This window comes from Chitinophaga hostae, from assembly GCF_018224885.1.
GTDB lineage: Bacteria > Bacteroidota > Bacteroidia > Chitinophagales > Chitinophagaceae > Chitinophaga > Chitinophaga hostae.
This window is the reverse complement of sequence record NZ_JAGTXB010000002.1, coordinates 533,165-555,933: the sequence shown is the minus strand read 5'-3', so window position 1 is coordinate 555,933 and position 22,769 is coordinate 533,165. Positions and strand designations below refer to the sequence as shown.

Annotated in this window: 19 protein-coding genes and 3 tRNA genes; 7 read left to right on the top strand and 15 right to left on the bottom strand. The window is 45.5% G+C overall.

Translation table 11 applies throughout. The features are described from left to right. Window positions 1-85 precede the first annotated feature (85 nt). From KE626_RS06575 to KE626_RS06545, 7 genes are all read right to left on the bottom strand, one after another. Entirely contained in the window at window positions 86-667 is a 582-nt protein-coding gene (locus KE626_RS06575; RefSeq protein WP_211972057.1) for a hypothetical protein, read from the bottom strand. Window positions 668-859: 192 nt separating this feature from the next. Beyond that, window positions 860-3,394: a phosphocholine-specific phospholipase C gene (locus KE626_RS06570; protein WP_211972056.1), complete on the bottom strand. Its 2,535-nt coding sequence runs from the start codon at window positions 3,392-3,394 to the stop codon at window positions 860-862. A gap of 225 nt (window positions 3,395-3,619) precedes the next feature. Next, window positions 3,620-4,036: a hypothetical protein gene (locus tag KE626_RS06565; RefSeq protein WP_211972055.1), complete on the bottom strand. Its 417-nt coding sequence runs from the start codon at window positions 4,034-4,036 to the stop codon at window positions 3,620-3,622. Between the two features lie 240 nt (window positions 4,037-4,276). Continuing rightward, on the bottom strand, window positions 4,277-5,419 hold the full coding sequence (locus KE626_RS06560) for a hypothetical protein (RefSeq protein WP_211972054.1): 1,143 nt from the start codon (window positions 5,417-5,419) through the stop codon (window positions 4,277-4,279). A 69-nt stretch (window positions 5,420-5,488) separates the two neighbouring features. Further along, window positions 5,489-7,297, bottom strand: a complete 1,809-nt coding sequence (locus tag KE626_RS06555) for an STN and carboxypeptidase regulatory-like domain-containing protein (RefSeq protein WP_211972053.1) — start codon at window positions 7,295-7,297, stop codon at window positions 5,489-5,491. A gap of 15 nt (window positions 7,298-7,312) precedes the next feature. After that, window positions 7,313-8,293 carry a FecR family protein gene (locus KE626_RS35015; RefSeq protein ID WP_211972052.1) on the bottom strand — a complete coding sequence of 327 codons (981 nt, stop codon included), beginning with the start codon at window positions 8,291-8,293 and terminating at the stop codon, window positions 7,313-7,315. A 10-nt stretch (window positions 8,294-8,303) separates the two neighbouring features. Continuing rightward, window positions 8,304-8,876, bottom strand: a complete 573-nt coding sequence (locus tag KE626_RS06545; protein ID WP_211972051.1) for an RNA polymerase sigma-70 factor — start codon at window positions 8,874-8,876, stop codon at window positions 8,304-8,306. A gap of 403 nt (window positions 8,877-9,279) precedes the next feature. Between KE626_RS06545 and KE626_RS06540 the strand changes: the two genes are divergently transcribed. Continuing rightward, window positions 9,280-9,777: an OmpH/Skp family outer membrane protein gene (locus tag KE626_RS06540; RefSeq protein WP_211972050.1), complete on the top strand. Its 498-nt coding sequence runs from the start codon at window positions 9,280-9,282 to the stop codon at window positions 9,775-9,777. A 140-nt stretch (window positions 9,778-9,917) separates the two neighbouring features. Here the strand turns inward: KE626_RS06540 and KE626_RS06535 are convergent, their stop codons facing one another. After that, complete coding sequence (locus KE626_RS06535) at window positions 9,918-10,211, bottom strand: GNAT family N-acetyltransferase (protein WP_159454320.1); 294 nt, start codon at window positions 10,209-10,211, stop codon at window positions 9,918-9,920. Between the two features lie 183 nt (window positions 10,212-10,394). Continuing rightward, window positions 10,395-11,267 carry an SMP-30/gluconolactonase/LRE family protein gene (locus tag KE626_RS06530; RefSeq protein WP_211972049.1) on the bottom strand — a complete coding sequence of 291 codons (873 nt, stop codon included), beginning with the start codon at window positions 11,265-11,267 and terminating at the stop codon, window positions 10,395-10,397. Between the two features lie 123 nt (window positions 11,268-11,390). Here KE626_RS06530 and KE626_RS06525 point away from each other — a divergent pair, with 123 nt between their 5' ends. Both KE626_RS06525 and KE626_RS06520 read left to right on the top strand, forming a co-directional pair. Continuing rightward, complete coding sequence (locus KE626_RS06525) at window positions 11,391-12,371, top strand: DUF2157 domain-containing protein (protein ID WP_211972048.1); 981 nt, start codon at window positions 11,391-11,393, stop codon at window positions 12,369-12,371. Further along, the gene (locus tag KE626_RS06520; protein ID WP_211972047.1) at window positions 12,358-13,533 is read left to right on the top strand and encodes a hypothetical protein; all 1,176 of its coding nucleotides are present in this window, start codon (window positions 12,358-12,360) and stop codon (window positions 13,531-13,533) included. The genes KE626_RS06525 and KE626_RS06520 overlap by 14 nt, the downstream gene beginning before the upstream one ends. Before the next feature lie 42 nt (window positions 13,534-13,575). Here KE626_RS06520 and KE626_RS06515 read toward each other — a convergent pair. The 5 genes from KE626_RS06515 to KE626_RS06495 form a co-directional block, all read right to left on the bottom strand. Continuing rightward, a tRNA-Gly gene (locus KE626_RS06515) sits at window positions 13,576-13,648 on the bottom strand. 67 nt (window positions 13,649-13,715) lie between these two features. Beyond that, window positions 13,716-13,791, bottom strand: a tRNA-Gly gene (locus KE626_RS06510). Between the two features lie 228 nt (window positions 13,792-14,019). Then, window positions 14,020-15,282: a PepSY-associated TM helix domain-containing protein gene (locus KE626_RS06505; protein WP_249207303.1), complete on the bottom strand. Its 1,263-nt coding sequence runs from the start codon at window positions 15,280-15,282 to the stop codon at window positions 14,020-14,022. A gap of 137 nt (window positions 15,283-15,419) precedes the next feature. Then, a complete protein-coding gene (locus KE626_RS06500; RefSeq protein WP_211972046.1) occupies window positions 15,420-15,620 on the bottom strand; it encodes a hypothetical protein in 201 nt (66 codons plus the stop codon). Window positions 15,621-15,704: 84 nt separating this feature from the next. Further along, window positions 15,705-16,724, bottom strand: coding sequence for a glycosyltransferase family 2 protein (locus KE626_RS06495; RefSeq protein ID WP_211972045.1), 1,020 nt, complete (start codon window positions 16,722-16,724; stop codon window positions 15,705-15,707). A gap of 118 nt (window positions 16,725-16,842) precedes the next feature. Between KE626_RS06495 and KE626_RS06490 the strand changes: the two genes are divergently transcribed. The 3 genes from KE626_RS06490 to KE626_RS06480 all read left to right on the top strand — a co-directional run bounded on the left by KE626_RS06490 (window position 16,843) and on the right by KE626_RS06480 (window position 18,824). Next, complete coding sequence (locus tag KE626_RS06490; RefSeq protein WP_211972044.1) at window positions 16,843-17,991, top strand: sensor histidine kinase; 1,149 nt, start codon at window positions 16,843-16,845, stop codon at window positions 17,989-17,991. An 81-nt stretch (window positions 17,992-18,072) separates the two neighbouring features. Further along, window positions 18,073-18,159 (top strand) — tRNA-Leu (locus KE626_RS06485). A 164-nt stretch (window positions 18,160-18,323) separates the two neighbouring features. Then, complete coding sequence (locus KE626_RS06480; protein WP_211972043.1) at window positions 18,324-18,824, top strand: DinB family protein; 501 nt, start codon at window positions 18,324-18,326, stop codon at window positions 18,822-18,824. Window positions 18,825-18,888: 64 nt separating this feature from the next. Here the strand turns inward: KE626_RS06480 and KE626_RS06475 are convergent, their stop codons facing one another. Continuing rightward, a complete protein-coding gene (locus KE626_RS06475; RefSeq protein ID WP_211972042.1) occupies window positions 18,889-21,258 on the bottom strand; it encodes a PAS domain-containing hybrid sensor histidine kinase/response regulator in 2,370 nt (789 codons plus the stop codon). Between the two features lie 370 nt (window positions 21,259-21,628). On the opposite strand from KE626_RS06475, the gene KE626_RS06470 reads away from it, so the two are divergent. Next, entirely contained in the window at window positions 21,629-22,450 is an 822-nt protein-coding gene (locus tag KE626_RS06470; protein WP_211972041.1) for a hypothetical protein, read from the top strand. Window positions 22,451-22,769: the final 319 nt, after the last annotated feature.

The following is a 22,769-nucleotide window of genomic DNA, read 5'->3' as shown; positions in this document are numbered from 1 at the left end:
GGGGAACAAATTGTGCATTTGTGGCAACAAAAAGTCCCCCTGCACCATGCAGGAGGACCTTTACCATCGTTGTGATATTATTGGGTTAGTCTTTCAAACCAAGGAACTTCTTCACAGAAGCATAATTTTTCCAGTCAACCGCACTGCTGCTGCGCGCCTGCACACCGCCAGGCACCAGCACATAACGGAACTGGAACACCTTCGTACCTGTTGAAGTCTGACTGGTAGTGAGGTCAATATTAGAGTTAATAAAAATCACACCTGTTTGCGCCGCAAAATTGATGTATACCTGTGGCTCTATATACGGGATAGGTACAATGGTAGGATTGGAGGCGGAATCCAGGTTTAAATATACGTGCACAAATCCCTTTGTCAGGATTTCTGCGGTGAGTTTGGGCGCTTCTATCGCGCCACCGAAACCGGCGGGTTTACCTGCATTATCTCTCAGGGTATCAAAACCCACGTCCAGCCAGCCGGAATAAATAACGTTGGCAACACCGGTATCCCCTTTAGGACCGGCAGGGCCACCGGGGCCATTAGCGCCCGCAGGACCGGCGGGACCGGCAGGACCAGCAGGGCCCTGGGAACCATCTTTGGAACATGCTGCAAAAGCGATAATAGCAGCGAGCAATAACATGTAAGGCAGACGACAGTTAGTTCGTTTCATAAAGGAAGGATTTTTGGATAATTTAATATAGTTAATTGGTTGAGGTAATACTAGGTAAACCGGGATCATCACCATAATCAATATACAAAAACAAATAACAAAAAAGGTATGTTTTAGTTCAATTCATTACACATAAAAAAACCGCTTCCCTAAAAGGGAAACGGCCTTTTTAAAAATTACATCCGCCCGGAATTATTCCCGCGCCATTAACGGATCACTCACACTTTCCTTACCTGTTTCTACTCTTCCGGCATAACGCTGTTCAAACACTGTGCTCCCGGCTATCTTCACTGAAAAGTCGTACCAGCCATGGCTTTTAGACAAATCTATTACCAGCGTAGCCTCCGTACGGGCAGCCACGGTTTTCTTTAACAAGCCTTTGCCATACCCCATATCGCTGATCACTACATTAGCTGCCTGCGCGCTGCGGTTAACCAGTTTCAGCTCCGCATTACCCGTCAGCTTCCGGTTGTCTGTCAAACTGCGCTGATAACTGCAGCGGATCTCTACCTGCGGATCATGAGCATCGCCGGTAAACTCCCTGAAGAAACCATTAGGTCCGTATACTCTTAGGTGATAGTGCGCGTCCTCAAAGGAAGCAACCGGCCAGGTATCTTTCAATTTGTCGGCCGCCTTAACGGCATACGACCAGGTGCTTACCGGCTCCATTGTTTGCGTACCCTCCTGCAGGTATTTGCCGGGGGCGTAAACATTAAACGGTGCGCCGGCTGCCTGTTTTCCAAATATTTTACTGCCCGCTTCAAAGCTGATTTCAAACGACTGTTTATCTGCACTCAGTTTACCATCCACATATAACTCATAGGGCAATGCGTTAGCCACCCGGACACCTTTTTCCTGTTTCGCCATCCACTCCGATCCCGCCGGATCAGTATTGAGGGCCGCAATTTCTGCTGTTGTCAGCACCTTAAAGCCATCCGGCAACTTCTTGAACTTTGCGTTATACACCATCTCTATAAACTCATTCCTTTCCGGGAACGGCACCGATATCTTTTCTCCGTTAAATGGACGGAATACGGAAGTAAGGTCACTGCACACCGTACGACGCCACTCGGAAATATTAGTTTCCTTCACATGTTTGCCTTTATGCTGCAGGAAATTTTCCATCAGCCGGATAATGGAAGTATGGTCGCATACCTGCGAATTCACGTACCCGCCGCGGCTCCAGGGTGATGCAATCACCAACGGCACCCGGTACCCCAGCCCGATCGGACTTTCGCGGATTTCGTCGGCGCCCAGGTATTTCTTGGCTTGTTCTTCTTCTTTGGTAACGTATTCCAAACCGGTATCAATCCCTTCAGATACCTTGCCGGTACCAGGTTTATGCGGTGCGGTAAACGGAGGCACGTGATCGAAATAACCATCATTTTCATCGTAGCAAAGGATAAAAATGGTTTTCTTCCACACCTCTTCCTGCCGCGTTAAAATATCCAGTACTTCGGATACGTACCAGGCGCCATACCAGGGCGAACCCGGATGATCGGAAAATTCTCCCGGCGCAACCAGCCAGGATACGGTTGGTAATTTCCCTTCATTTACATCCGTTCTGAACTGATGCAGGATATCACCTTTGGGCACCTGTACAGTTCTTTCGGTATCCCCGTCTTTGTAAGTAAGCGTTTCCAGTTCGTGATAATCCGGATCAGCAATATTGGTCGTAAATGCTTTGTTGTGCAGGTTCTGAGCGCGTTGCGATAGTTTTGCAAAATTGGCGGCGGTAAATTTCTCCGCATCCACTTTTGCCCTTTCCAGTTCTGCTTTGTATTGCTCCAGCTTCTTTTGCAGTTTAGTTTTTTCATCCCCCGAAACCGTCGCCACTTTAGATGCCAGCGCAGCAATTTCGCCCGGAAGCGATTTTATTTTATTTTGAAGATAGGCAATGTGACCGGTAGCAAAACGTACATTAAACGCTGCAAACCATTCTATCGGGTTATCTGTAAAATTGGCCAGCATACCGTCTTTCTCACCTTCCAGTCCGGCGGCGCTGATTTCATTCTGATATATCCTCCAGGATACACCGTTATCTTCCAGGCGCTCGGGGAAGCTGGTCCAATGAGCTTCCCGGCCATAGTCCACATCTTCATTCCATACGTTGGCCTTGGAGGAAGCATTTTGTTCATCACGGAGGGTGCCCGTCCACAGGTAAAGCCGGTTGGGTGTGGTACCGGTCAGAGAAGAGCAAAAATTCTGGTCACATACAGTGAAGGCATCTGCCAGGGAATAATAAAACGGGATATCTTCCCGGTTGTAATATCCCAACGTGAGCGGCATGGGCGCCCAGTCCTGATTACCGGATTGTTTTACCAGCAACCATTTGTCGTACTTACCTCCATTGCGGGCATCTACCTGGTTACCCCAGGAATGCGGCAAACTGCTCATCCAGGTAGCCTTGGTATCTTTCAGATTCAAACGGAAAGGCGCATAGGTTTCACCTTTTGCATTACTCTGGAGCCATACCAGGTTCTTGTTGGGCAGCTGGATAGCACGCGGATCGTTGTAGCCGCGTACGCCCCGGAGCGTGCCGTAACAGTGATCAAAAGAACGGTTCTCCTGCATCAGGATCACGATGTGCTCTGCATCAAGGAAAGTAGTACCAGGCTTGGGATCAATAGCCATCGCCCGCTGAATGGAAGCAGGCAAGGCGCTGAATACACCGGCAGCCCCGGATAGTAATGCTGCCTTTTTGATAAAATCTCTTCTGTTATCCATTAGTTGAATTTTTTCATGTACACTGATACACGGGATCACGTGAAAAGCGGAAAATAATAAAAAAACACCGGCTATACATAGCGAACTGTGAGGAATGGTAGTTACTTTATTGTTATGGCTTCTGAAAACAGCACCAGCCACACATCGTAACGATACCGGGCACAAAAAAGGCCCCCGTTTTCACGGAAGCCCTGTATATATGTTGAGAAATGGTAAAGCCTGGTGTTACGGCGCAGAAGGAATCAACACAATCTTCATCCTTACCGTCGTATTGGGTCTCTGCGATGTGGCCCCGTTTACCCCTTTGATATCTATTTCTACCTGTTGATCGTCATGAATAACAAAATAGGATTGCGTATCAATTACCTGCGGCAACAGCTCAAACGATTGTGGTACTGTTGAACTACCTTGGGTATACCTCCCCATTGACACCACCACGCCGTCAGTTTGATTCACATTGTTCAACTGGGGAACATCTTTTACAAAATAGTAAGTGCTCGTAGCATTATCAAACTTCCAGGCATCCGGCGCGATTTCGAATATAATAGTCTGATTAGGTATTACAACTTCATTTGTTGTTTTGGTACAACCGGGTAAAATGAAACCCAGTATCACCAGCGGCAGGTAGAACCATGTTTTCATATGAGACTCTTTTAGTATTCAGATAACCAAATACAATGCCACAATAGAATAGTCCCGGGTAATCCGTAAATCGCAGCATGTTACAGCGGCCAACTTTACCCTCGACAATAAGGGCAACGTTATTGTGCCGGCTATGGTGGCAGGCAATATATTAGTGCCCCCTCCCGAAATAATCAAAAAAAACAGCCGGCTGATGATAAATCAAACGGCTGCTATATATAATTGATGGTACGAGTGGTCTTAGAGTCGCACCTGCACACCACCGGCGGCGCCGATATATCCACCGCGGAAGCGGTTGTTACTTACATGTTCGGACCAGATGTAATGACTCACCAAATCTTCACCCAATCCATGCTTGGTGCTCAGATAATTAAATGTGGGGCCGGCAAATACTTCCACCCTGCTGCCAAAGCGATACGCCGGGTAGATACCTAATGTTTGACGATTATATTCTCCATCACCTTTAAAGGTAGTCATGAACGTGTTAGTACCCTCTACATTCAGTCTGAAGTGCGAGAGCAACGGTAAATGTGCACCAATACCAATTCGTAAGGCATACATAGGCGTAGCGGTATTTTTCAGGTTATAGCCAGCACCCAGGATACCATACAAAGTACGTCCCCCTGATTTGAAAGCACCGATCAGCGTAGTAGTTTCATCTATACTCACACTCACCTGTCTTTCACCACCCTTTACGATGTTGATAAGACCAATCGGGCACTCACTGCTGTCCGCAATGTTAATAAAACCGGCTACCTGCACACCTTTCACCTTCTTTGCAATGTTTATAAAACCAGCCACCTGTGTATGTACTTCATCTGCCTTATTAAAAAAACCGGCTACCTGTACATTTCCCTTATGGGTGATATTGGTGAACCCTGCTACCTGCGGCTGTGTGATATTGCGGGCTTTATTAATAAAACCGGCCACCTGGGTGCCATCCGCATCCTTACTTACCAGGTTGGCAAACCCTGCTGCCTGAACTCCTTTCATGCTTTCTGCCATATTCAGGAAACCAGCTATCTGAACACCATTGGCATCATGCTTCACCTGGTTCATAAACCCGGCAATCTGTCCGCTGTGCACCGTATATCCTACATGGTTAGAGATCCCTGCTATCAATACGCCTGTTGAACTTTCTTTTACAATATTGGAAATACCGGCAATAGCAGCACCCGTTTCTGCTTTCGATAACCCGGCAATAATATGCAGTGAAAAATGATTGGTATATGCAGCCGCATTTTTACCATTGCTGCTCAATGGGTAAACCAAACCTATATGCGCCGGGCTTGTAAGCGGTGTTTGCGCATAAGCACTGTTAACAAGGAATAAAACGGAAACTGCGATTATGATGATCCGGTAGCTAAAGTTAAATGTTCTCATGTTTGTGTAATTAATTCGTATGGTATAACGACACGTTGAGAAACATCTACCCCTATGCGGAAATTAAAATTATAAAAGACTGATACCAGCCTGCCAGCCCAGCCAGCCTTTGCCGCCATCGCCGATGTTAAAGGAAGGATATTGCGCGCCAAATTCAAAATAATGGCGGCCCGGGGTTATCTTATTTTCCGCTTGTGGCACAGATACCGCAAACGCAGGACCGGCAAACAAAGAAATATGTTTAGCTAATTTCACATTGAGCGAAGGTTGCAGCCGTAATACCTGTGTACTGTAACTCCAGCTTCCTTCATATATATTTTGCGCGGTCGCTTCCGCAGCAAGTGAAAATACTTTGTTGAAAGGAATCACTTTTCCGACGCCGTACCCCAGGGACCACCTGTCGTGTGTGCCGGCACTGAAACCGCCCATTATGATGCTGTATAATTCACTGCGACCAGCTTTCCAGGCGATGTTGTAAGGCACGGCATCAGTACTGAATACCGCTACTTTTTTATATCCCCTGCGTACAATGTTGATGATGCCGATGCTGTACCCGGTAACAGTATCTGCAATATTTACCAACCCGATCTGCACACCATCCATTTGACGCGCATAGTTGAAAATTGCTCCCAGCTGTACCCCTTTCATAGTACCGCGGTTGATATTACCAACGCCGGCCAGCTGTACCCCATTTGCGTCCTGGCGGTTGTAATTGGCGATACCGCTCAACTGCAACCCTTCCATTTTACCACCGTTATAATTCAACACACCGGAAACCTGCCAGCCCGCAGTATTACCACGTGTAAAACCGGCCAGCCCCTGTATCTGCGCTCCATTCATGTTGCGATATACCTGGCCAATAGCGCCGGTAATTTGCGCGCCTTTCATATTACCCTCGGTAATATTGCTAAACCCAGCTACCTGCAAACCTTTCATGGAATCAAGCACATTGTTGTGAAAGCCTGCTAATTGTACGCCATTGGTTTTTCCTCCCACCACATTAATGAAACCAGCTACCTGTACATGCTGCATATCATTTTTAACAATGTTAAATACCGTACCTAATTCCAAACCATCTACACCAGCAGCATAGCCACCTACCAAATTAAAAGAAAATTTATTTACGACCTGTCCGCTCATACGGCCATGGCTGCCCAATCCAGGTGTAAGCGATACCTGGTAAGGCTTATCGGCGAAGAAGCCGCCAATGTTTAAGCTGGTTAATTTCTGACGGGATGATAAAAACACACTGGCAAACCAGTTTTTCTCTATCTGTGTATGCCCCGTAATGTCTACTGTTTTAAGCTGGTAGGTGGCCGGTGAAATACTTACCGCCACTTCCTGATCGTAGCCTGTTGTCAGCAACACGGAGGTATCCGCATACAGGTCCTTACTAACGCTGATGGCTACGGTAGGATTTTTATCCCGTAACCGTAGCCTGAAGTAACCGTCGTTGTTTGTTAATGTGGAGATGAGTTGCTGTCGTTCATAGACGCTGGCATTGGGTAGCCGTTGCCCTGTTTTCCGGTCCGTGACGATGCCGCTGACCAGGTAATAATTTTGTCCCGCGGTTTTTCTCAGCAGAATAATATAATTGCCTGATTCTTTATATAAATAATCCCCGGCGAAAATAATATCGAGTACCTGTTTTACACTCTTATTTTTTACAGAGATGGTGATAAGACTATCCTGCGGAAGCACCGTAGTCAGGTACGAGAAATAGAAACCGCCCTGTTTGCTGATGGACGTCAGTACTTCTGAAAGTGGCCGCTGCTTTGCCTCTACACTTACTGTTTTGTTCAGCAGGGTTTGTGCGGCAACAGACATGGAAAGCAGGCATCCTAAAAATAAAATCAGCAATGATTTAGACAGTAACATACAGTACGAAGGCTATTATTTCAATATGATTTGTGATCCCTTTTTCTCCACAGCAATTTCATAAGTAAGCCCGATTACCTGTAAAGTACTATCCAGCGAACTGTTGGTAAAGGTAGAATTAATCTGCAAATCACGTTTATTATTATCTGCGATAATGATGTTTACACCGTATGCTTCATTCAGGATCTCTACGAGTTTCCAGAGCGGCGTGTTGTTGCATACAAAAGTTCTTGTGCGGTAATAACTGTACAGCTCATCAGTGTTGCTTTGTTTGCTCGGAGCGGTTTGATCGGCAGTAACCACTGCTTTCTCATGTTGCTTCAGCTGCACGCTGTTCTGATTTTTTGTTACTTCTACCGCGCCGGTTTCCACGATCACTTCTGTTTTACCGTTAGCGCTTTTTACGTTGAAAGACGTTCCCAGCACTTTCACCGTCACATCGTTTACCTTCAATACAAAAGGCTTCCCGGGATCCTGGGCTACATTAAAAAAGGCTTCCCCTTCCAGTTTAATATGTCTTTCCTTCTTGAAGGAGCTGGCATATTCGATAGACGATTGCTTGTTGAGTGTTACCTGCGAACCATCGGGCAATATTTCGCTTTTTATTTGTGTGCCGGAGCTTACAATCATAGGTTGCACACGCATTTGGCTAAGATACCAAAATCCACCTGCGCCCAGCAGCAATATCAGCACTGCTGCGATGCGGAGTATACTGCGCCAGTCCGGACCGGTATCCAGTTTTACAATACGCGCAGTATTTTCGTTGGTGCCTACCCGTTGCTGGAAGCGGGACCACGCATCATTTTCACTGACTGTGCTCACAGCGGCGAGTTTTTTACTCTCTGCCCAGATGAGCCGGAAATGTTCAAAGTAACGTTGATGCTCCTCCTTCTCTGCCAGCCATACCGCTACGGCTGCTTTCTCCTGTGCGGTGGTAATATCCAGCAGGTATTTTACCAGGAGGTCATCGTTTATATGATCGGATTGTTTTTTCACTTATGCACTTTTACAGGTGGAGCAAAATTAATAACAAGGGTAGAAAATCTACCAGGTTGAGTCGTAGTAAGCGCAAAGCTTTGCCCATCTGGTTTTCCACAGTTTTTATAGAGATATCAAGACGGTCCGCTATTTCCTGGTACTTCAGTTCTTCGAAGCGGCTCAACTGGAAAACGGTGCGGCATTTTTCAGGCAGTGCCTGTAAAGCAGCTTCCAGCTTCTCCTCCAGCTCCCGTAGCATTACTTTTCCGGATGTATTCCCGGTACTCTGATCATTGCTCATCTGATATTTTGTATGTGCCTGATGCGTGGCTTTCACTTTCTGATGTCGCAGATAATTGATGCACTCATGGTATACGGCCCGGTATAGGTATCCCGATATAGATTGCTTGATTTTTATATCGCCGGATTTCTCCCACAGTTTGCAAAAAACGTTCTGCACCATTTCCTCCGCCATCACTTCGTCTTTTAATAAAGTACATGCATAAGAATGCAAGCCTTTAAAATGAGTTTTAAAAACCTGTTCAAATGTTAATGAGTTTTCGATCTCCGGCACTACCGTACCCGGACTTGTAAATTCCATGCTTAGGGTTTGATATCTAACGTCAAATATAATTCCTTCTGCCAATTGAACTGATTTATTATACGACACCATGAGGACCTTCTACCCCTACGCTTTCGCGAAGCTTTTTCTTGCCCGGGATTTAAAGATTTTAGCGATTTTGAAGATTTTTATTTTTATTAATGATTTTTAATAAATTATATATAAAAAATAATACCACATCGATCAATATAAATAAAACGCCCGCATCATCCTATTAATGTAAAAAATCATCCTGATCATTAAAATCCAAAAAATCCTGCCCAAAAAATCCTGCCTCCGAAGGATGCCCACATCAACTTTTCTAGTCACTTTAACATTACATTATATTAGTCTTAAAGAATATTTCACAACTGGACGATTAATATTGTGAAAAATATCCCGAATGAAACTGATCTGTACACTTTGCCTGCTGCTGTTAGGAAGCACTGTCCTCTTTGCCCAAACCAAAACGGGCTACATTAATTTTCAACAAATGATCAGTATGATGCCAGAGAGTAAACTGGCCAGCGACACGTTAAATAGTTTACAGGAAAGATTGAATAAAGACGGGCAACAGCTCATCGAAGAGTATTCCAGGAAAGTGAAGGAGTTGGATAGCGCAGGTAATATGAGTCCTGCGATGGTAGAGGTGAAAAGTGCGGAACTCAAATCCGCCCAGGCTAATATACAGCGCTACCGGGAAATATCGGAGCAAACCATGTCGGCCAGAGAACAGGCATTACTTACACCCATTCTAAATAAAGCAAAAGGTATTTTAAAGGCGGTAGCTAACGAAAAGGGCTATACGCTGGTGATTGATAACTCCAGAGACGCGGTATTAGTATCCGCAGACACCGACGATCTGATGCCGGCAGTGAAAGTGAAGATGGGCATCAAATAAGAGGGCATTTGGTTATTTAGTTATTTAGTTATTTGACCGGTATAAATGTCTGTTGTCTCTTCCGCCATTCTTAGTTGCTTCAAATGTTTATGGCCGGCAAATAATTAAATAACTAAATGTCAAATGTAAACTGTAAAGAACTATATGTGTAAGCCGTGCGCCAACAATGTTTTCCATTGCGGATTGCTACGTACAAACTCTGCCACTTTTTTGCTGGAAGGCACCATGCGGATATTCTGTGCAGAAATTTCCTCCATCACTTTTCCCAGCATCATTGGTAATACACCTTGCTTCTCCAATACCGGCGGCACTTCTGCACCAGTCAGGAAAATACGGCTTCCATTTCTTTCGTAAATTACTTTAGCCATTTGGCCAGCGATGTGCGCTTCAAACTGCCTGGCTTCCTTGTTGTCAATAATTTTAAAATCCTTCATGATCATAATTAGTTTTACACGATGTTTCTAGCGGTAGCATACTAAAGGGAAGTATCTTATGCAAAAGGGAAGTTGAAATAAGATAGCATGATTGGTATTAAAATACCCTGAAAAAGCCCGTTCGGTCTGCAAATATACTAATATTTTAGCAGAAAACCGTGAAACATTAATATGTAAGAATAACTAATACTTAAAGTAGTTGGCAGGCAAGCCTTTAACGGGAAGCTTTACGTGAAACACACTCCCACTAAGGGGATATTGCGCTATTTCGGCCGCTGTCATATGCTCCCGGGCAGTAGTAATCAGCATTTCATCCATATTAACGCCGCCAAAAGCACAGGACGATACATGAGGCGCCGGCACCATTACCTTCGCCAGCAACACCCCCGTTTCAGGATTCCAGCAATACACACCGCTGCCACCCCAGTGCGCCACCCATAACATACCTTCACTATCTATAGCCATACCATCAGGGCAACCCAATTCCGGCGGAATATGCACCGCCACCCGCGAAAACACAATATTACCCGTTACCCCGTCATAATTGAACGCCTGTATGGTCCCGGTATGCGTATCATTATAATACATCCTATCCCCCTTCCATACTAATCCATTTGAAATGGTTACACCCCGCAACTTCACCACGGGCGCTTCTTTCCCCGCAATACAAAATAATGTGCCGGTACCTTCTTCTGCCGGCATCTGCATAGTACCTATCCACAAGCGCCCGGCCGGATCACATTTACCATCATTACAACGCATGTTCTCTCTTTCATCCAACACGGCCAGCAAAGGTCCCACGCCCCGCTCAGGCGAAAAAAACGCCACACCACTTTTCAGCCCCGCTATCAACTCACCCCTTTCCGCCACCGGCACCAGTGTGGTTACATGCGTACCGACATCAAACACCTGCTGCCCGCCGTTCTCCGCCCTTACATAAATAGTATGTCCTAATATATCTACCCAGCACCAGCTGTTTCGTTCCGGCCACCAACAGGCGCCTTCAGCCAGCTCACACGTGAGCGATGATAACAACACTGATTGATATTCCTTCATGTTACCTCGTTGTTGATTTGATAAATAGCCCGGTTCACAAACATCCAATATATACTTTTGCGCGTTGATATTGTATATTGCAGGTTATTATGATTGTTAATTTCCAGTTCTTTAACTCCGACTATGAATGTAAAAGTATTTGAAAAACTCCACGCTGAAGGGTTGTTGAGCGACGCTTCCCTTGAATCCGTAAAAACTGCTGAAGCTAACCGTTTATTTTCTCTTCACTGGGAAATTAAAACATTGCTGTACCTCGGCGTATTACTCCTTAGTGGCGGATTGGGTATCCTCATCTATAAAAATATCGATACCATCGGGCACCAGGTAATACTGCTGATCATCGGCGTTATTTGCGCCGGCTGCTTCAGTTATTGCATACGGCAGAAAGCACCTTTTTCGTGGCAGAAAGTAAATTCCCCGAATGCCTTTTTCGATTATGCGTTACTGTTAGGTTGTCTTACGTTCGTTACTTTCATCGGATACCTGCAGTTTCAATACACTGCTTTTGGCACTGCGTATGGACTGGCAACCGTTATACCGCTGGTAGTACTCTCCGTCAGCGCCTATTATTTCGATCACCTCGGCGTATTGTCTATGGCTGTTACCAACCTCGCCGCGTGGATGGGCATCGCAGTAACACCTTTCCAGCTGCTGTCGGCCAACGACTTTAGCAGCGACCGCATTATATACACCGGCGTAGCCTTGGGCATAATCCTGTTGTTGCTGGCATTGATATCTGCCAAAAAAAATCTGAAAAAACATTTCGCCTTTACCTACCAGAACTTCGGTGCACACATCCTTTTCATTGCCTGTATTGCCGGCATGTGCATGTACGAGGCAACTTACCTGTTATGGTTTCTGTTTATGGCCGTTGTCGGCGCCTATGTTTACCTCCAGGCGTTTAAGGAAGGCTCTTTCTATTTTGTATTGATTACAGTATTGTACGGCTACGTAGGCGTTAGCATTGTAGTAACACGTTTACTCATCAGGAGTAATGATATCGACGGTATTTATACAGGCCTCCTGTATATGATCGGCTCCGCTATTGGTGTTATTGTGTTATTGATCAAACTCAACAAAAAAATTAAACATGCTCGCGTATAGTTCCCTGTCTCTCGACAACCTTGAAATAAAAGAAGAAGCGGAAAAAGCCCTTCGGAAAGAATGCATCGACGTGCCGGCGTACAAAGCTATTGAAGCTGCGCACCCGGTAAATTTTTATACGCCAAATCCCGTTATAAAAATCGGGCTGTTTATTCTTACCGCCGTTATTGTTTGTTTTTCACTTGGGTTGCTTACCCTGATTTCATTTGACATGCTGCGGAGTGAGAAAGGCTTTGCAAGTCTCTGCGTTTTCGTTGGACTCGCCTGCTACGGTGTGCTGGAAATATTTATCCGTGAAAAAAAACTGTTCCGCGCCGGCGTAGATGATGCGTTGTTATGGAGTGCCGCCGGGCTCCTGGTCTGCAGTGTCACCTATCTCTATGATGGTTATTCTTCTCCCATCAGCTGGTGCTTTTTTACTTTCGCCATTACATTGCTGGCCACCCTGCGCTTTGCTGACATGGTGATGGCAGGCGTTTCCTTCCTTGCGTTGCTGGGACTTGCATTCACACTGCTGATCAAATTGGGGCCGGTTGCCAAAACTGTTATACCTTTTGCCATCATGGTGCTTTCACTCGCCGTTTATGCTATTGGGAGAAGTTGGATGAAGCAGTATGCCTTCCGCCACTACAACTGGTGTTTGACGGTAGTTTCCGTACTGTCGCTGCTCACCCTTTACCTGGCCGGCAACTATTACGTGGTGCGTGAATTAAGTAATACCATGTTTGATCTTCAGCTGGAGGAAGGGCAGTCTATACCCGGCGCGCTGTTCTTCTGGATTTATACCACCGTTATTCCATTGGTATACCTGTACCTGGGTATTCGTAAAAAAGATGCGATCCTGCTGCGCACCGGCATGATATTGCTGGCAGCCATTGTATTCACCATCCGTTATTATCATAGCGTTATGCCCCTGGAAACAGCAATGGTACTGGGCGGGCTGGTATTAACAACCGGCGCCTGGGCATTGATCCGCTACCTGAAAACACATCCTCACGGATTTACTTACGTGGAACCTGATGAGCCATCGCTCGCGGATAAGCTGAAAGTAGAGTCGCTGATCATTGCTCAAACCTACACGCCTGGTGCGCATACACCTTCCAACACAACAGATTTTGGCGGTGGTACCGGAGGTGGTGGTGGCGCCAGCGGGGACTATTAATCAAAAAAAAAGCCTGACTGAGATGATCAGTCAGGCTTGAAGAGCGAAAGACCGGGCTCGAACCGGCCACCCCGACCTTGGCAAGGTCGTGCTCTACCAAATGAGCTACTTTCGCAGATGTATTAAGAACTTCGGGACAGTGGTACCACATTTTATCAGTGTGTACCGTTATCCAATTAAACTGGAGCGAAAGACCGGGCTCGAACCGGCCACCCCGACCTTGGCAAGGTCGTGCTCTACCAAATGAGCTACTTTCGCAGGTATTAAAAACTTTGTTATTTTAAGAACTGTTCCCTTCGATGTGCATTCGTTCGTTTGCTTTGCCCTGTGGCGTTTTCGTTGGGATTGCAAAGATAGGAAACGGACTGAAAACACAAAATTTTTTTTCGAACTTTTCTGAATTTCCCCTGCACGAATCTATGCATCAATTTCCTAAAACACAGTACTGCAAAGTATTTCAACAGAAAAATTAGTAATACTTTTTATTTACATTGTACCGGTGGCCGCTACTTCCCGGATCACCACCGGCTTCTTTTTCGACTTTTTCTGCTTTCCCCACCACACATAGAAACCTGTTACCGGCAAAGATGCGCAGATCAAACTGATGATAAAAGCGAGAATTTTGCCAGGTAACCCGGCAATGGCGCCCACATGTATATCATAGTTCATTTCTATCAACCGCTCTCCCCTGTTTTTATGCGTGTCGTTACGCCTTCCCAGCAATTTTGCACTGTATTGATCAAATTGCAGTTCATCTGCACCGAAATAGGTTTCCTTTCCTTTGTACCCTCCAATAACGTTAACGCCTTTCTCTCCGCTCGCCGGGGAAATAAATATCCGGCGGGAACCTTTTAAAACAGGCAGTGCCTGCTCAAATGCCTTATCCAGCGGATCCCCGGTAATAGCCGCCGTGCCTTTCACCGACTCATGCAGCGACCTGTCAGGAGGAGTAACGCTGCCGGAAGCCACCACGTATACCGTTGCCTGAAACCAGCTAAATGCCCACACCATACCAGTTAACGAAATGACCAGGGCAATCACCAGGGCATAAAAGCCCAGCACATTGTGCAGATCATAGTTCACTCTCTTGAAACCGGCCCTCCACTTAATTTTAAAGCTTTTATCACGATTACCTTTATTCCACTTTTTGGGCCACCACATGATCAGCCCCGTGATCAGCAGGATCACAAAAATGAGGGTACTCCAGCCTACAATTGTTTGCCCGTATTTATCGTTCAGCAGCAAACTCCAGTGGATTCCCTTTACTATAGAAAAGAAATTGTATTTGTAATCGATCCTGCCCGTCATTTTTCCCGTATAGGGGTTCATCAGCACCGATTCATAATGTTCCACCGTTCCGAAATAGGTAAGGGCGGTATCATTTCCCTTGTAGCTCATGAATTCCCATGCCTGATCAGGCCGGGTGTAGGTAGTTATATTCAACAGCTGCTTATCGGCCCCGAGGGCAGCCTGTGCCGTCTTTTTTAATTCACTGATGGGGCGAAGCGGGCTGTTTTGAGGAGTAACATATACTATTTTTCGATAATAATAATCATTGATTTCTTTCTGGAAAACAAACAAACAACCGGTAATACTGATAATAAGCACAATAATACCCGACCCCAGGCCCAGCCAGAGATGCAATTTATCTACAACTATCCTGAACAGCGACTTGGACTGCTTCTTTTTTATCTTATCCGTTCGTTTAAACATACCTGAAATACCAGCGGAAGATATCATTCCGACCATACAAAAATCCCTGTAAATCGTCAGAACAGTTAATCAGATCGGGAATTTCATTTACGCAAAACGGAAAGATGGCGCAAAAAAAAGACCTCCTCCGGGAAAACCGGGGAGGTCTGGATAATTATGTTTGAAGCCGTGGCTTATTTATATTTTGGATTATACAGCGAGCTTTCCTGTACTTTTACTTCAGGCTTTCCAGCATATCTATGAGCGTAAAGACCATAGCTAAGCCCGAATAAAAAAGCTACCATGCAAAACAATTGCACGTAAAACAACCAGCGGGAGCGGGAAACCTTATCTAAGGTAATATCTAACTTATTTTCTACTGTATTCTGTTCCATAATCAGTTTATTTCCGGTGCAAACCTACATAATATTTTGAAATTTTCGAATTTTCGGCACCAGTTATTTAAGGCAAAAGATGAGTTAAATCAATTCAGAGAATTTCTTATGCTTCAGGAAATAATATCTCCAGATCATAATACCGTGAAATACCCCTTTCATTTTCATCAGCTTCATTTCCGGTAAATGATCATTCCGTTTGTAATTACGGCGCCAGCGGTAATAATCCTTGTAGGCGCGGTAAATAGCCGCCATATCCTTGGGTTTGCCGGCCACCAGGCTTTTTATCCCTGCCAGTATATCGAGGAAAAAACGCTGTACCAGCACAATCCAGCGGTCTTCGCTATGCAGGTTTTTCCACAACATCATGAGGTTATTCCGGAAGTTAAGATACAGCTTGCGGGGGTTCCCCTGGGGCAAACTGCCGCCCCCCACATGAAACACCCTGGAATCAGGACAGTAACAGATCCGATACCCTGCACGCTGTAAACGCCAGCAGAGGTCCACTTCTTCCATATGTGCAAAAAAATCGCGGTCAAAACCATTTACCTGGTGAAAACAGGCCGACCGGATAAACAACGCCGCCCCGGTAGCCCAGAAAATATCCTTTACATCGTCGTACTGCCCCTTATCCTTTTCCGTGGTGTACAGGATACGCCCCCGGCAAAAAGTGTAACCCAGGATATCCATCCAACCACCGGCTGCCCCTGCATACTCAAACTCATCCGGCTGCTGGTAAGCCCTCATTTTAGGCTGACAGGCAGCAATGCGGGCATCGCTTTCCATCAGGGCTACTACAGGCTCTATCCAACCGGGCTCTACTTCCACATCCTGGTTGAGCAACACATAAATATCTGCTTCCACATGCTGTAAAGCATCGTTATAACCGCCGGCAAAACCATCATTGCTGGCGTTACGGATAATCCGTATCTGTGGATAATGTTGCGCCACAAAAGCCACGCTGTCGTCCGTAGAGGCGTTATCCGCCAGCACCAGCTGCAGGTTACCATAGGTAGACCGGCACACGGATGGCAGGAACTTCTCCAGGAAAGACTTTCCATTCCAATTTAAAATAACAACTGCTACTGATGGCAATACGGGCAACTGATATTACGTTTATGCGTGAACAATTATTTTTGAGATGCAAATATGCAACAAAGGATTTTAATATTTGCGAATCATTACAGAATCAGTGAAGCCAAATATGGCTTAAATTAGAAGTATGGTTAAACAGTATTTCGGATGGAAGTTTGTACTGGCCTCCATAGCAGTCCTCATCATCGGGACCACTATATGGTTTGTAAGTAACTTATCAAAGAATATTCAGGAAGAAGAAAGGAAAAAAGTAGCTACCTGGGCAGATGCCAACCGCGAACTGTTGCGCGCCGATACCGACGCCAATCTCAATCTCGCTATCAGCATCGTTACCAATAATACTACCATCCCGCTCATACTCACCGATGAAGAAGGTAAGATCCTCGACAGCCGCAACCTCGACTCCATGCGCATTATGCAGGACCCCGGCTACCTGCCGGCCGAATTGCTGGCCTTCAAGAAACAACACCCTCCCTTTATCATGGAAGTAGACGCCAAACAAAAGCTCTACAACTATATCTACTACGGCGACTCCCTCATACTCCGGCAAATCCGCTACTACCCTTATATACAGCTCATTGTTGTTACCCTTTTTATCGGTATTGTACTGTTTGCCCTGTCCAGCACCAACCGTGCCACACAGAACCAGGTATGGGTAGGCCTCGCCAAAGAAACCGCCCATCAGCTGGGTACCCCTCTTTCCTCTATGGAGGCCTGGCTGGAGATTTTAAGGGAAAACGAAGCCAATACCACCCTGGTAACAGAACTGTCCAAAGACGTAGACCGACTGAAACTGATCACCGACCGCTTCTCTAAAATAGGCAGCGTACCCAAACTGGAAGAAAAAGACATTGTGGAGCAGATACAGAACATGACCAGCTATATCCGCAAACGGGCCCCTCAGAAAGTGCAGTTGTCTGTACACAGTACCGAAGAAGAGCTCCCGGCCATGATCTCTCCTCCTCTTTTTGACTGGGTTGTGGAAAACTTATTAAAAAATGCGCTGGATGCCATGGAAGGCAAAGGCAAGATCGATATTAACATAGAAAATCACCCCACTTTTATCACGGTCGACGTAGCTGATACCGGCAAAGGCATCCCGAAAATGAGCTTCGAAAAAGTATTCAAACCCGGATTCAGCACGAAAAAGCGGGGATGGGGCCTGGGGCTTTCACTTGCCAAACGCATCATTGAAGAATACCACCGCGGCAGACTGTTTGTGAGGTCGTCTGAAATGAACAAAGGAACCGTTTTCAGGATAGTACTTCGGAAATAATGACCCTTTTCAGCAAAATATGAATAAATAAATTTGCTTATTTTAAAAAAGCCATTATTTTTGCACCCCATTCTACCAGATGCGAAGGTGGCGAAATTGGTAGACGCGCTACTTTGAGGTGGTAGTGCCTGAAAGGGCTTGGGAGTTCGAATCTCCTCCTTCGCACCAAACGAGACAATCAGGGTTTTCCTTGTTTGTCTCGTTTTTTTTGCGCAAAGCCAGGCTTTTATTTTTCTCCCCGAAACACTACACTCCCAATTACCTTAACTTCACGGGCATATCATATCTTCCTGTCAGTTTAATCTTCTTCTGTAAACCTAAAAAACCTTGTTATGAAAAACGTTTCATTTGGCGCGGCATTTTTAGCGGAACTGGATGCGGAAACTCCGGCTACCCGTAAATGCCTGGAACGCATCAGCGAAAGTTTATACAGCTGGAAACCCCATGAAAAATCAATGGGCATGGGATACCTGGCCCTGATTGTTGCGGAGATCCCTAAATGGATCACTACTATGATCGAAAGTTCGGAAATTGATTTTGCCACCTATCAACATTTTAATCTTTCTACATCAGCCGCACTGGTAGCTCATTTCGAAGAAAACATCCGGGGCGCCAGAAAAGCGCTGCAGCAGGTGACCGACGAACAGCTGGCCGCACTTTTCCATCTTAAAAACCAGGGACAGGTACTTTTCAGTTCCCCGGTAAAAGATAATATAGGGTCCTCTATCAATCACATGGTACATCACCGGGGACAATTAACCGTATATATGCGCTTGAACGATATCCCGGTTCCATCGATCTATGGCCCATCGGCAGATGATAAAGGGTTCTGAGAAAGAAAACAAAGAAGTCCCCGGGGGCCGGGGACTTCAAAAAAATGATCTGCGACAAAAGCTATCATTCAACAATCTTCCTGTCACGCGCCACATTCAGCAATACTTCATACATTTTTTCCGAGGTAACCGGTTTATTCAGAATATCATAAACATGGAGTTTAGCCAGCCTGGTCCTTACCTCGGTCATAATATCTGCGGTAAAAATGATGATATGTGTATCCGGATACTGGCGACGCACAATTTCGGCAAGGGCATAGCCATCGATAGAAGGCATGTGCAGATCCAGCAACGCTACATGATAACTGTTATTTTCCAGCATTGTAAGCGCTTCCTGGCCATTGTACACACAATCAGGTACTACCCCGAAATACTCTAATTGCTTCCTGGCCACCAGCACATTAATGGGATTATCCTCTGCAAATAAAATGCGAAGCCCCGTGAGCTTTTTCTCAAAATGGGCAAGCGCATCATTGCGCACAAATTTAGCAGGGCTGTTCTGGTCATTCGCCCGAAGGAAAGACATTTCAAAATAGAACTCCGCCCCTTCTCCTGCAGCGCTTTTTATAAAAATATTGCTGTTATGCAATTGAGCCAGTCTTTGCGTGATCGTAAGTCCAAGCCCTGTACCGGCGTGTTTACGATGGGATGCCTGTTGCAGCTGCTTAAAACTTTCAAAAATGGTTTCGTGCATCTCTTGCGGAATCCCTATACCGGTGTCTTTTACAGAAAAATGAACAGTTGCCCGGTCCTTTGTTTCTGCGGTCAAGCGGAGCATGATGGTAACAGTTCCCTGCTCGGTAAACTTAATCGCATTACTGACAAGATTATTAAGAATTTGCCCCAGCCGTACCGGGTCAGCAATCAACCGGTCCGGAATATCATCATCCACAAAACTTTTAAGCAGGATGCCCTTGGCTTCTGCCAGCGACTTAAACTGGCTTTTGATATTGCTTACCAACTCAGCAAAGTTTACTTCCGCTTCTAAAAGCTCCAGCTTATCGCTCTCTATTTTGGTAAGATCCAGTATATCGTTGATTAACCGGAGCAGGTGGTCGGCCGAAAAGATCAGGCTGCGGATATACTCCTCCTGGTCCAGCGTGTGATTGAGTTTGAGCAGGTTGGAAATACCGATAATGCCATTAAGCGGAGTCCTTATTTCATGGCTCATTACCGAGAGGAAATCTGTTTTTGCCTTCGCTGCATTCTCCGCAATATTTTTCGCTGCTATCAACTCCTGCTCCACTTTCTTGATCCGGGTAATATCCATCAATGCTCCCTTCACAACCACTACCTCCCCAGCTTTTACCACAGGCATCCCAATAGCCCGCACCCATTTCTTATTCCCCTTCGCCGTTGTAAGCTGCAATTCAATATCGTAAGGAATCTGTTGCCGTATAGCCTCCCCTACCACCTGGTCCATCCTGGCGCGATCATCCGGCTCGTAAAAAGCACGGGTATTGTCCAGGTCAGGGATAAAGTCATCATCGACTTCGTACAAAAAATAATTTTGCTTTGTCCAAAATACCTTGCCTGTTTTCAGGTCTGCTTCCCATCCGGCGGTATCGCTCAAGCGCTGACTTACGTCCAGCAGCAGGTGACTATGCTCCAGCAGTTCCTTTGCCTCCCGTACAATCAACTCGTCTTCTTTTATCTTGGAAATATCCATCAGCGCTCCACGTAGTGCAACCACTTCATTATTCCGGATAATGGGAATCCCTATTGCCCGCATCCATTTCTTCACACCAGCACGGGAGATATGTCTGAATTCAAAATCGTAAGGGATACGATGTTCAATGGCCCGCTCAACACTGCGTTTCAGTATATCCGCATACCCCTCATCGCAAAATGAGAGTACATCCTCAAAGGTTGGCACAAAATCGGCAGACACACCGTTGATCAGATAAGTTTGTTTTGTCCAGAATATCTGGTTGGTCCGCAAATCATATTCCCACCCTCCGTTCTGGCTGATTTCCTGGCTGGCATCGAGCAGGCTGTTCGCACGTTCAAGCTCTTCATTCATACTCTTCAAAGCCTGTCCCTGCTCTATTTGCGCCGTAACATCTTCTACAAATCCGGTATAGTGAAGCGGTACCCCGGATGGGTCAAACTCAAATTTCGCATTGGCTTTTAAATACCGGATACCATTTAAAGGATGTCTGATCCGGTAAATGAAATCAAAAATCTCTTTCCTTTCCGCCAGCATTTCCTGTAAAATGCTGGAAATACGGGGAAGATCTTCCTCATAAGCAATTTTCATCCATCCCTTGCCCAGCAATTCTTCCCGGGTTAGTCCCCATATATTTTCCATCCGCCCGTTAACAAAAAAAACATTCCCTTCTGCATCGGACTGAAAAGCGCCCAGAGGGACTAGTTCAAGCAGGTGGTGTACCGGTATATTTTCAGCTGGAGGTATAGCATCTTCGTGCATCATTACAGACCTGTTTTTTTGGTGTACTATCGGTTCGATTCGCTTGGGTAGTGTGACGTTTACCTGTAAAGTGAATATACAATTAATTTGCAATAATATCTACAATTAGTTCGAACTAATAATAAACGTTAGGACGACAAATTACTAACAGGAAAAAGGCATTCCAGATGAATGGTAACGTAAACGGGCACACGCCTCATTGTGTTGGCTGGTGCGACAAAACAAGCCGTTATCATTCGCCGCTTAGTGCTCTCTTAACAACCGGTTAACACGGTTAACCCGACGTTAACAAAAATCGAAAAGGATTCACGGCAACTTTACATCGTTGTTAGTGACATTCTTCAGTTAGCCAAATCATAAAATTCAAACTGATATGAAAAGGAAATCTATTTTCCCGGGGGGAAGCTACGTGTTGTTATTAGCTATGCCAGCTTTACTTTTATCATTCCGCCCGGATAGTGGGAAAACCACAGGTACATATCTGCATAAGATATCTTCCAATGAAGGCCAGACAAGGCTGGAATACAATGCAGATAAAACATTGAAAAAAATGTTGCAGTTCCGTAAAACAGAAAACGCTTCCTATACAGACGTGATCCTGCCTGTATATGAAAACGGACGCCTGACACGAACGCTTTTCGCTGATGACGAAAACGCGGCCACCGGCGATGTGTTCGCCAGCTTCGACTACAGCACCAGCGGCCAGCAGATCCAACTGGTAAAGTACTACCGCAATGGCGATGTATTTACTTATGATTCGCTCGCATATAATGCCGGTGGAAACCTGGAAACACGCTATCATTTCGGAAAACATCCGTCTTCCGGTAAATGGGAGAATACAGGCTATGAACAATTTACCTGGGATCAGAATGGAAACGTTGAAAGAGTGGATAACTACGGAAAACAACCCGGATACAGCAAGTTTGTATGTACCTCTTCCCTGGCTTACACTTATGACAAAGCACAGAATCCCCAACACGAACAGCCAGGTGTGGCCTTTGTGCTGGAAGCAAATGCAGCTAACCTGTCGGCACATAACGTATTGTCAGAAACAATCAGTTCTGTCAATTCATCCAGGAGTATTACCAATACATACAGCTATGCATATAATGCCGCCAAATACCCTGTGCGCGCCACTTTCAACTCCGGCATGGACAACAGCACTGTGAAACTGGAATGGGTATCGCTTCCGTAAATAATCTGTCTGACAAAGGATAGTGAACCATTATTATTGAATGACCAGGATCTTTATCATGGATTTAAAATGGAGGTTTAATCACGCCTGAAATGCCCCCGAAATGCAGACTTTTGGGGGCTTTCAGTTAACATGTAAGACTTTTCATAACCTATTCCAACTATCAATGATTATTACTAAAACCCGGCCTTTCCTCCATTTTTGGTTAACCCTTACCTCCTGTCTCCATCCTGGAAAATAACCGCTGCAAGTATATACCCGGATATTTTTTAATCAGACAAATTTCATACATTTAGATAGGGCATAGCTGGTGTTAGCA

Excerpts from the sequence above, each read along its gene's own strand:
- KE626_RS06575 (WP_211972057.1), bottom strand. The coding sequence starts at position 667 with ATGAAACGAACTAACTGTCGTCTGCCTTACATGTTATTGCTCGCTGCT.
- KE626_RS06555 (WP_211972053.1), bottom strand. The coding sequence starts at position 7,297 with ATGTTACTGTCTAAATCATTGCTGATTTTATTTTTAGGATGCCTGCTT.
- KE626_RS06570 (WP_211972056.1), bottom strand. The coding sequence starts at position 3,394 with ATGGATAACAGAAGAGATTTTATCAAAAAGGCAGCATTACTATCCGGG.
- KE626_RS06565 (WP_211972055.1), bottom strand. The coding sequence starts at position 4,036 with ATGAAAACATGGTTCTACCTGCCGCTGGTGATACTGGGTTTCATTTTA.
- KE626_RS06530 (WP_211972049.1), bottom strand. The coding sequence starts at position 11,267 with ATGAAGGAATATCAATCAGTGTTGTTATCATCGCTCACGTGTGAGCTG.
- KE626_RS06490 (WP_211972044.1), top strand. The coding sequence starts at position 16,843 with ATGGTTAAACAGTATTTCGGATGGAAGTTTGTACTGGCCTCCATAGCA.
- KE626_RS06505 (WP_249207303.1), bottom strand. The coding sequence starts at position 15,282 with ATGGTCGGAATGATATCTTCCGCTGGTATTTCAGGTATGTTTAAACGA.
- KE626_RS06560 (WP_211972054.1), bottom strand. The coding sequence starts at position 5,419 with ATGAGAACATTTAACTTTAGCTACCGGATCATCATAATCGCAGTTTCC.
- KE626_RS06475 (WP_211972042.1), bottom strand. The coding sequence starts at position 21,258 with ATGATGCACGAAGATGCTATACCTCCAGCTGAAAATATACCGGTACAC.
- KE626_RS06540 (WP_211972050.1), top strand. The coding sequence starts at position 9,280 with ATGAAACTGATCTGTACACTTTGCCTGCTGCTGTTAGGAAGCACTGTC.
- KE626_RS06545 (WP_211972051.1), bottom strand. The coding sequence starts at position 8,876 with ATGGAATTTACAAGTCCGGGTACGGTAGTGCCGGAGATCGAAAACTCA.
- KE626_RS06520 (WP_211972047.1), top strand. The coding sequence starts at position 12,358 with ATGCTCGCGTATAGTTCCCTGTCTCTCGACAACCTTGAAATAAAAGAA.
- KE626_RS06535 (WP_159454320.1), bottom strand. The coding sequence starts at position 10,211 with ATGAAGGATTTTAAAATTATTGACAACAAGGAAGCCAGGCAGTTTGAA.
- KE626_RS06525 (WP_211972048.1), top strand. The coding sequence starts at position 11,391 with ATGAATGTAAAAGTATTTGAAAAACTCCACGCTGAAGGGTTGTTGAGC.
- KE626_RS06480 (WP_211972043.1), top strand. The coding sequence starts at position 18,324 with ATGAAAAACGTTTCATTTGGCGCGGCATTTTTAGCGGAACTGGATGCG.
- KE626_RS06500 (WP_211972046.1), bottom strand. The coding sequence starts at position 15,620 with ATGGAACAGAATACAGTAGAAAATAAGTTAGATATTACCTTAGATAAG.
- KE626_RS06470 (WP_211972041.1), top strand. The coding sequence starts at position 21,629 with ATGAAAAGGAAATCTATTTTCCCGGGGGGAAGCTACGTGTTGTTATTA.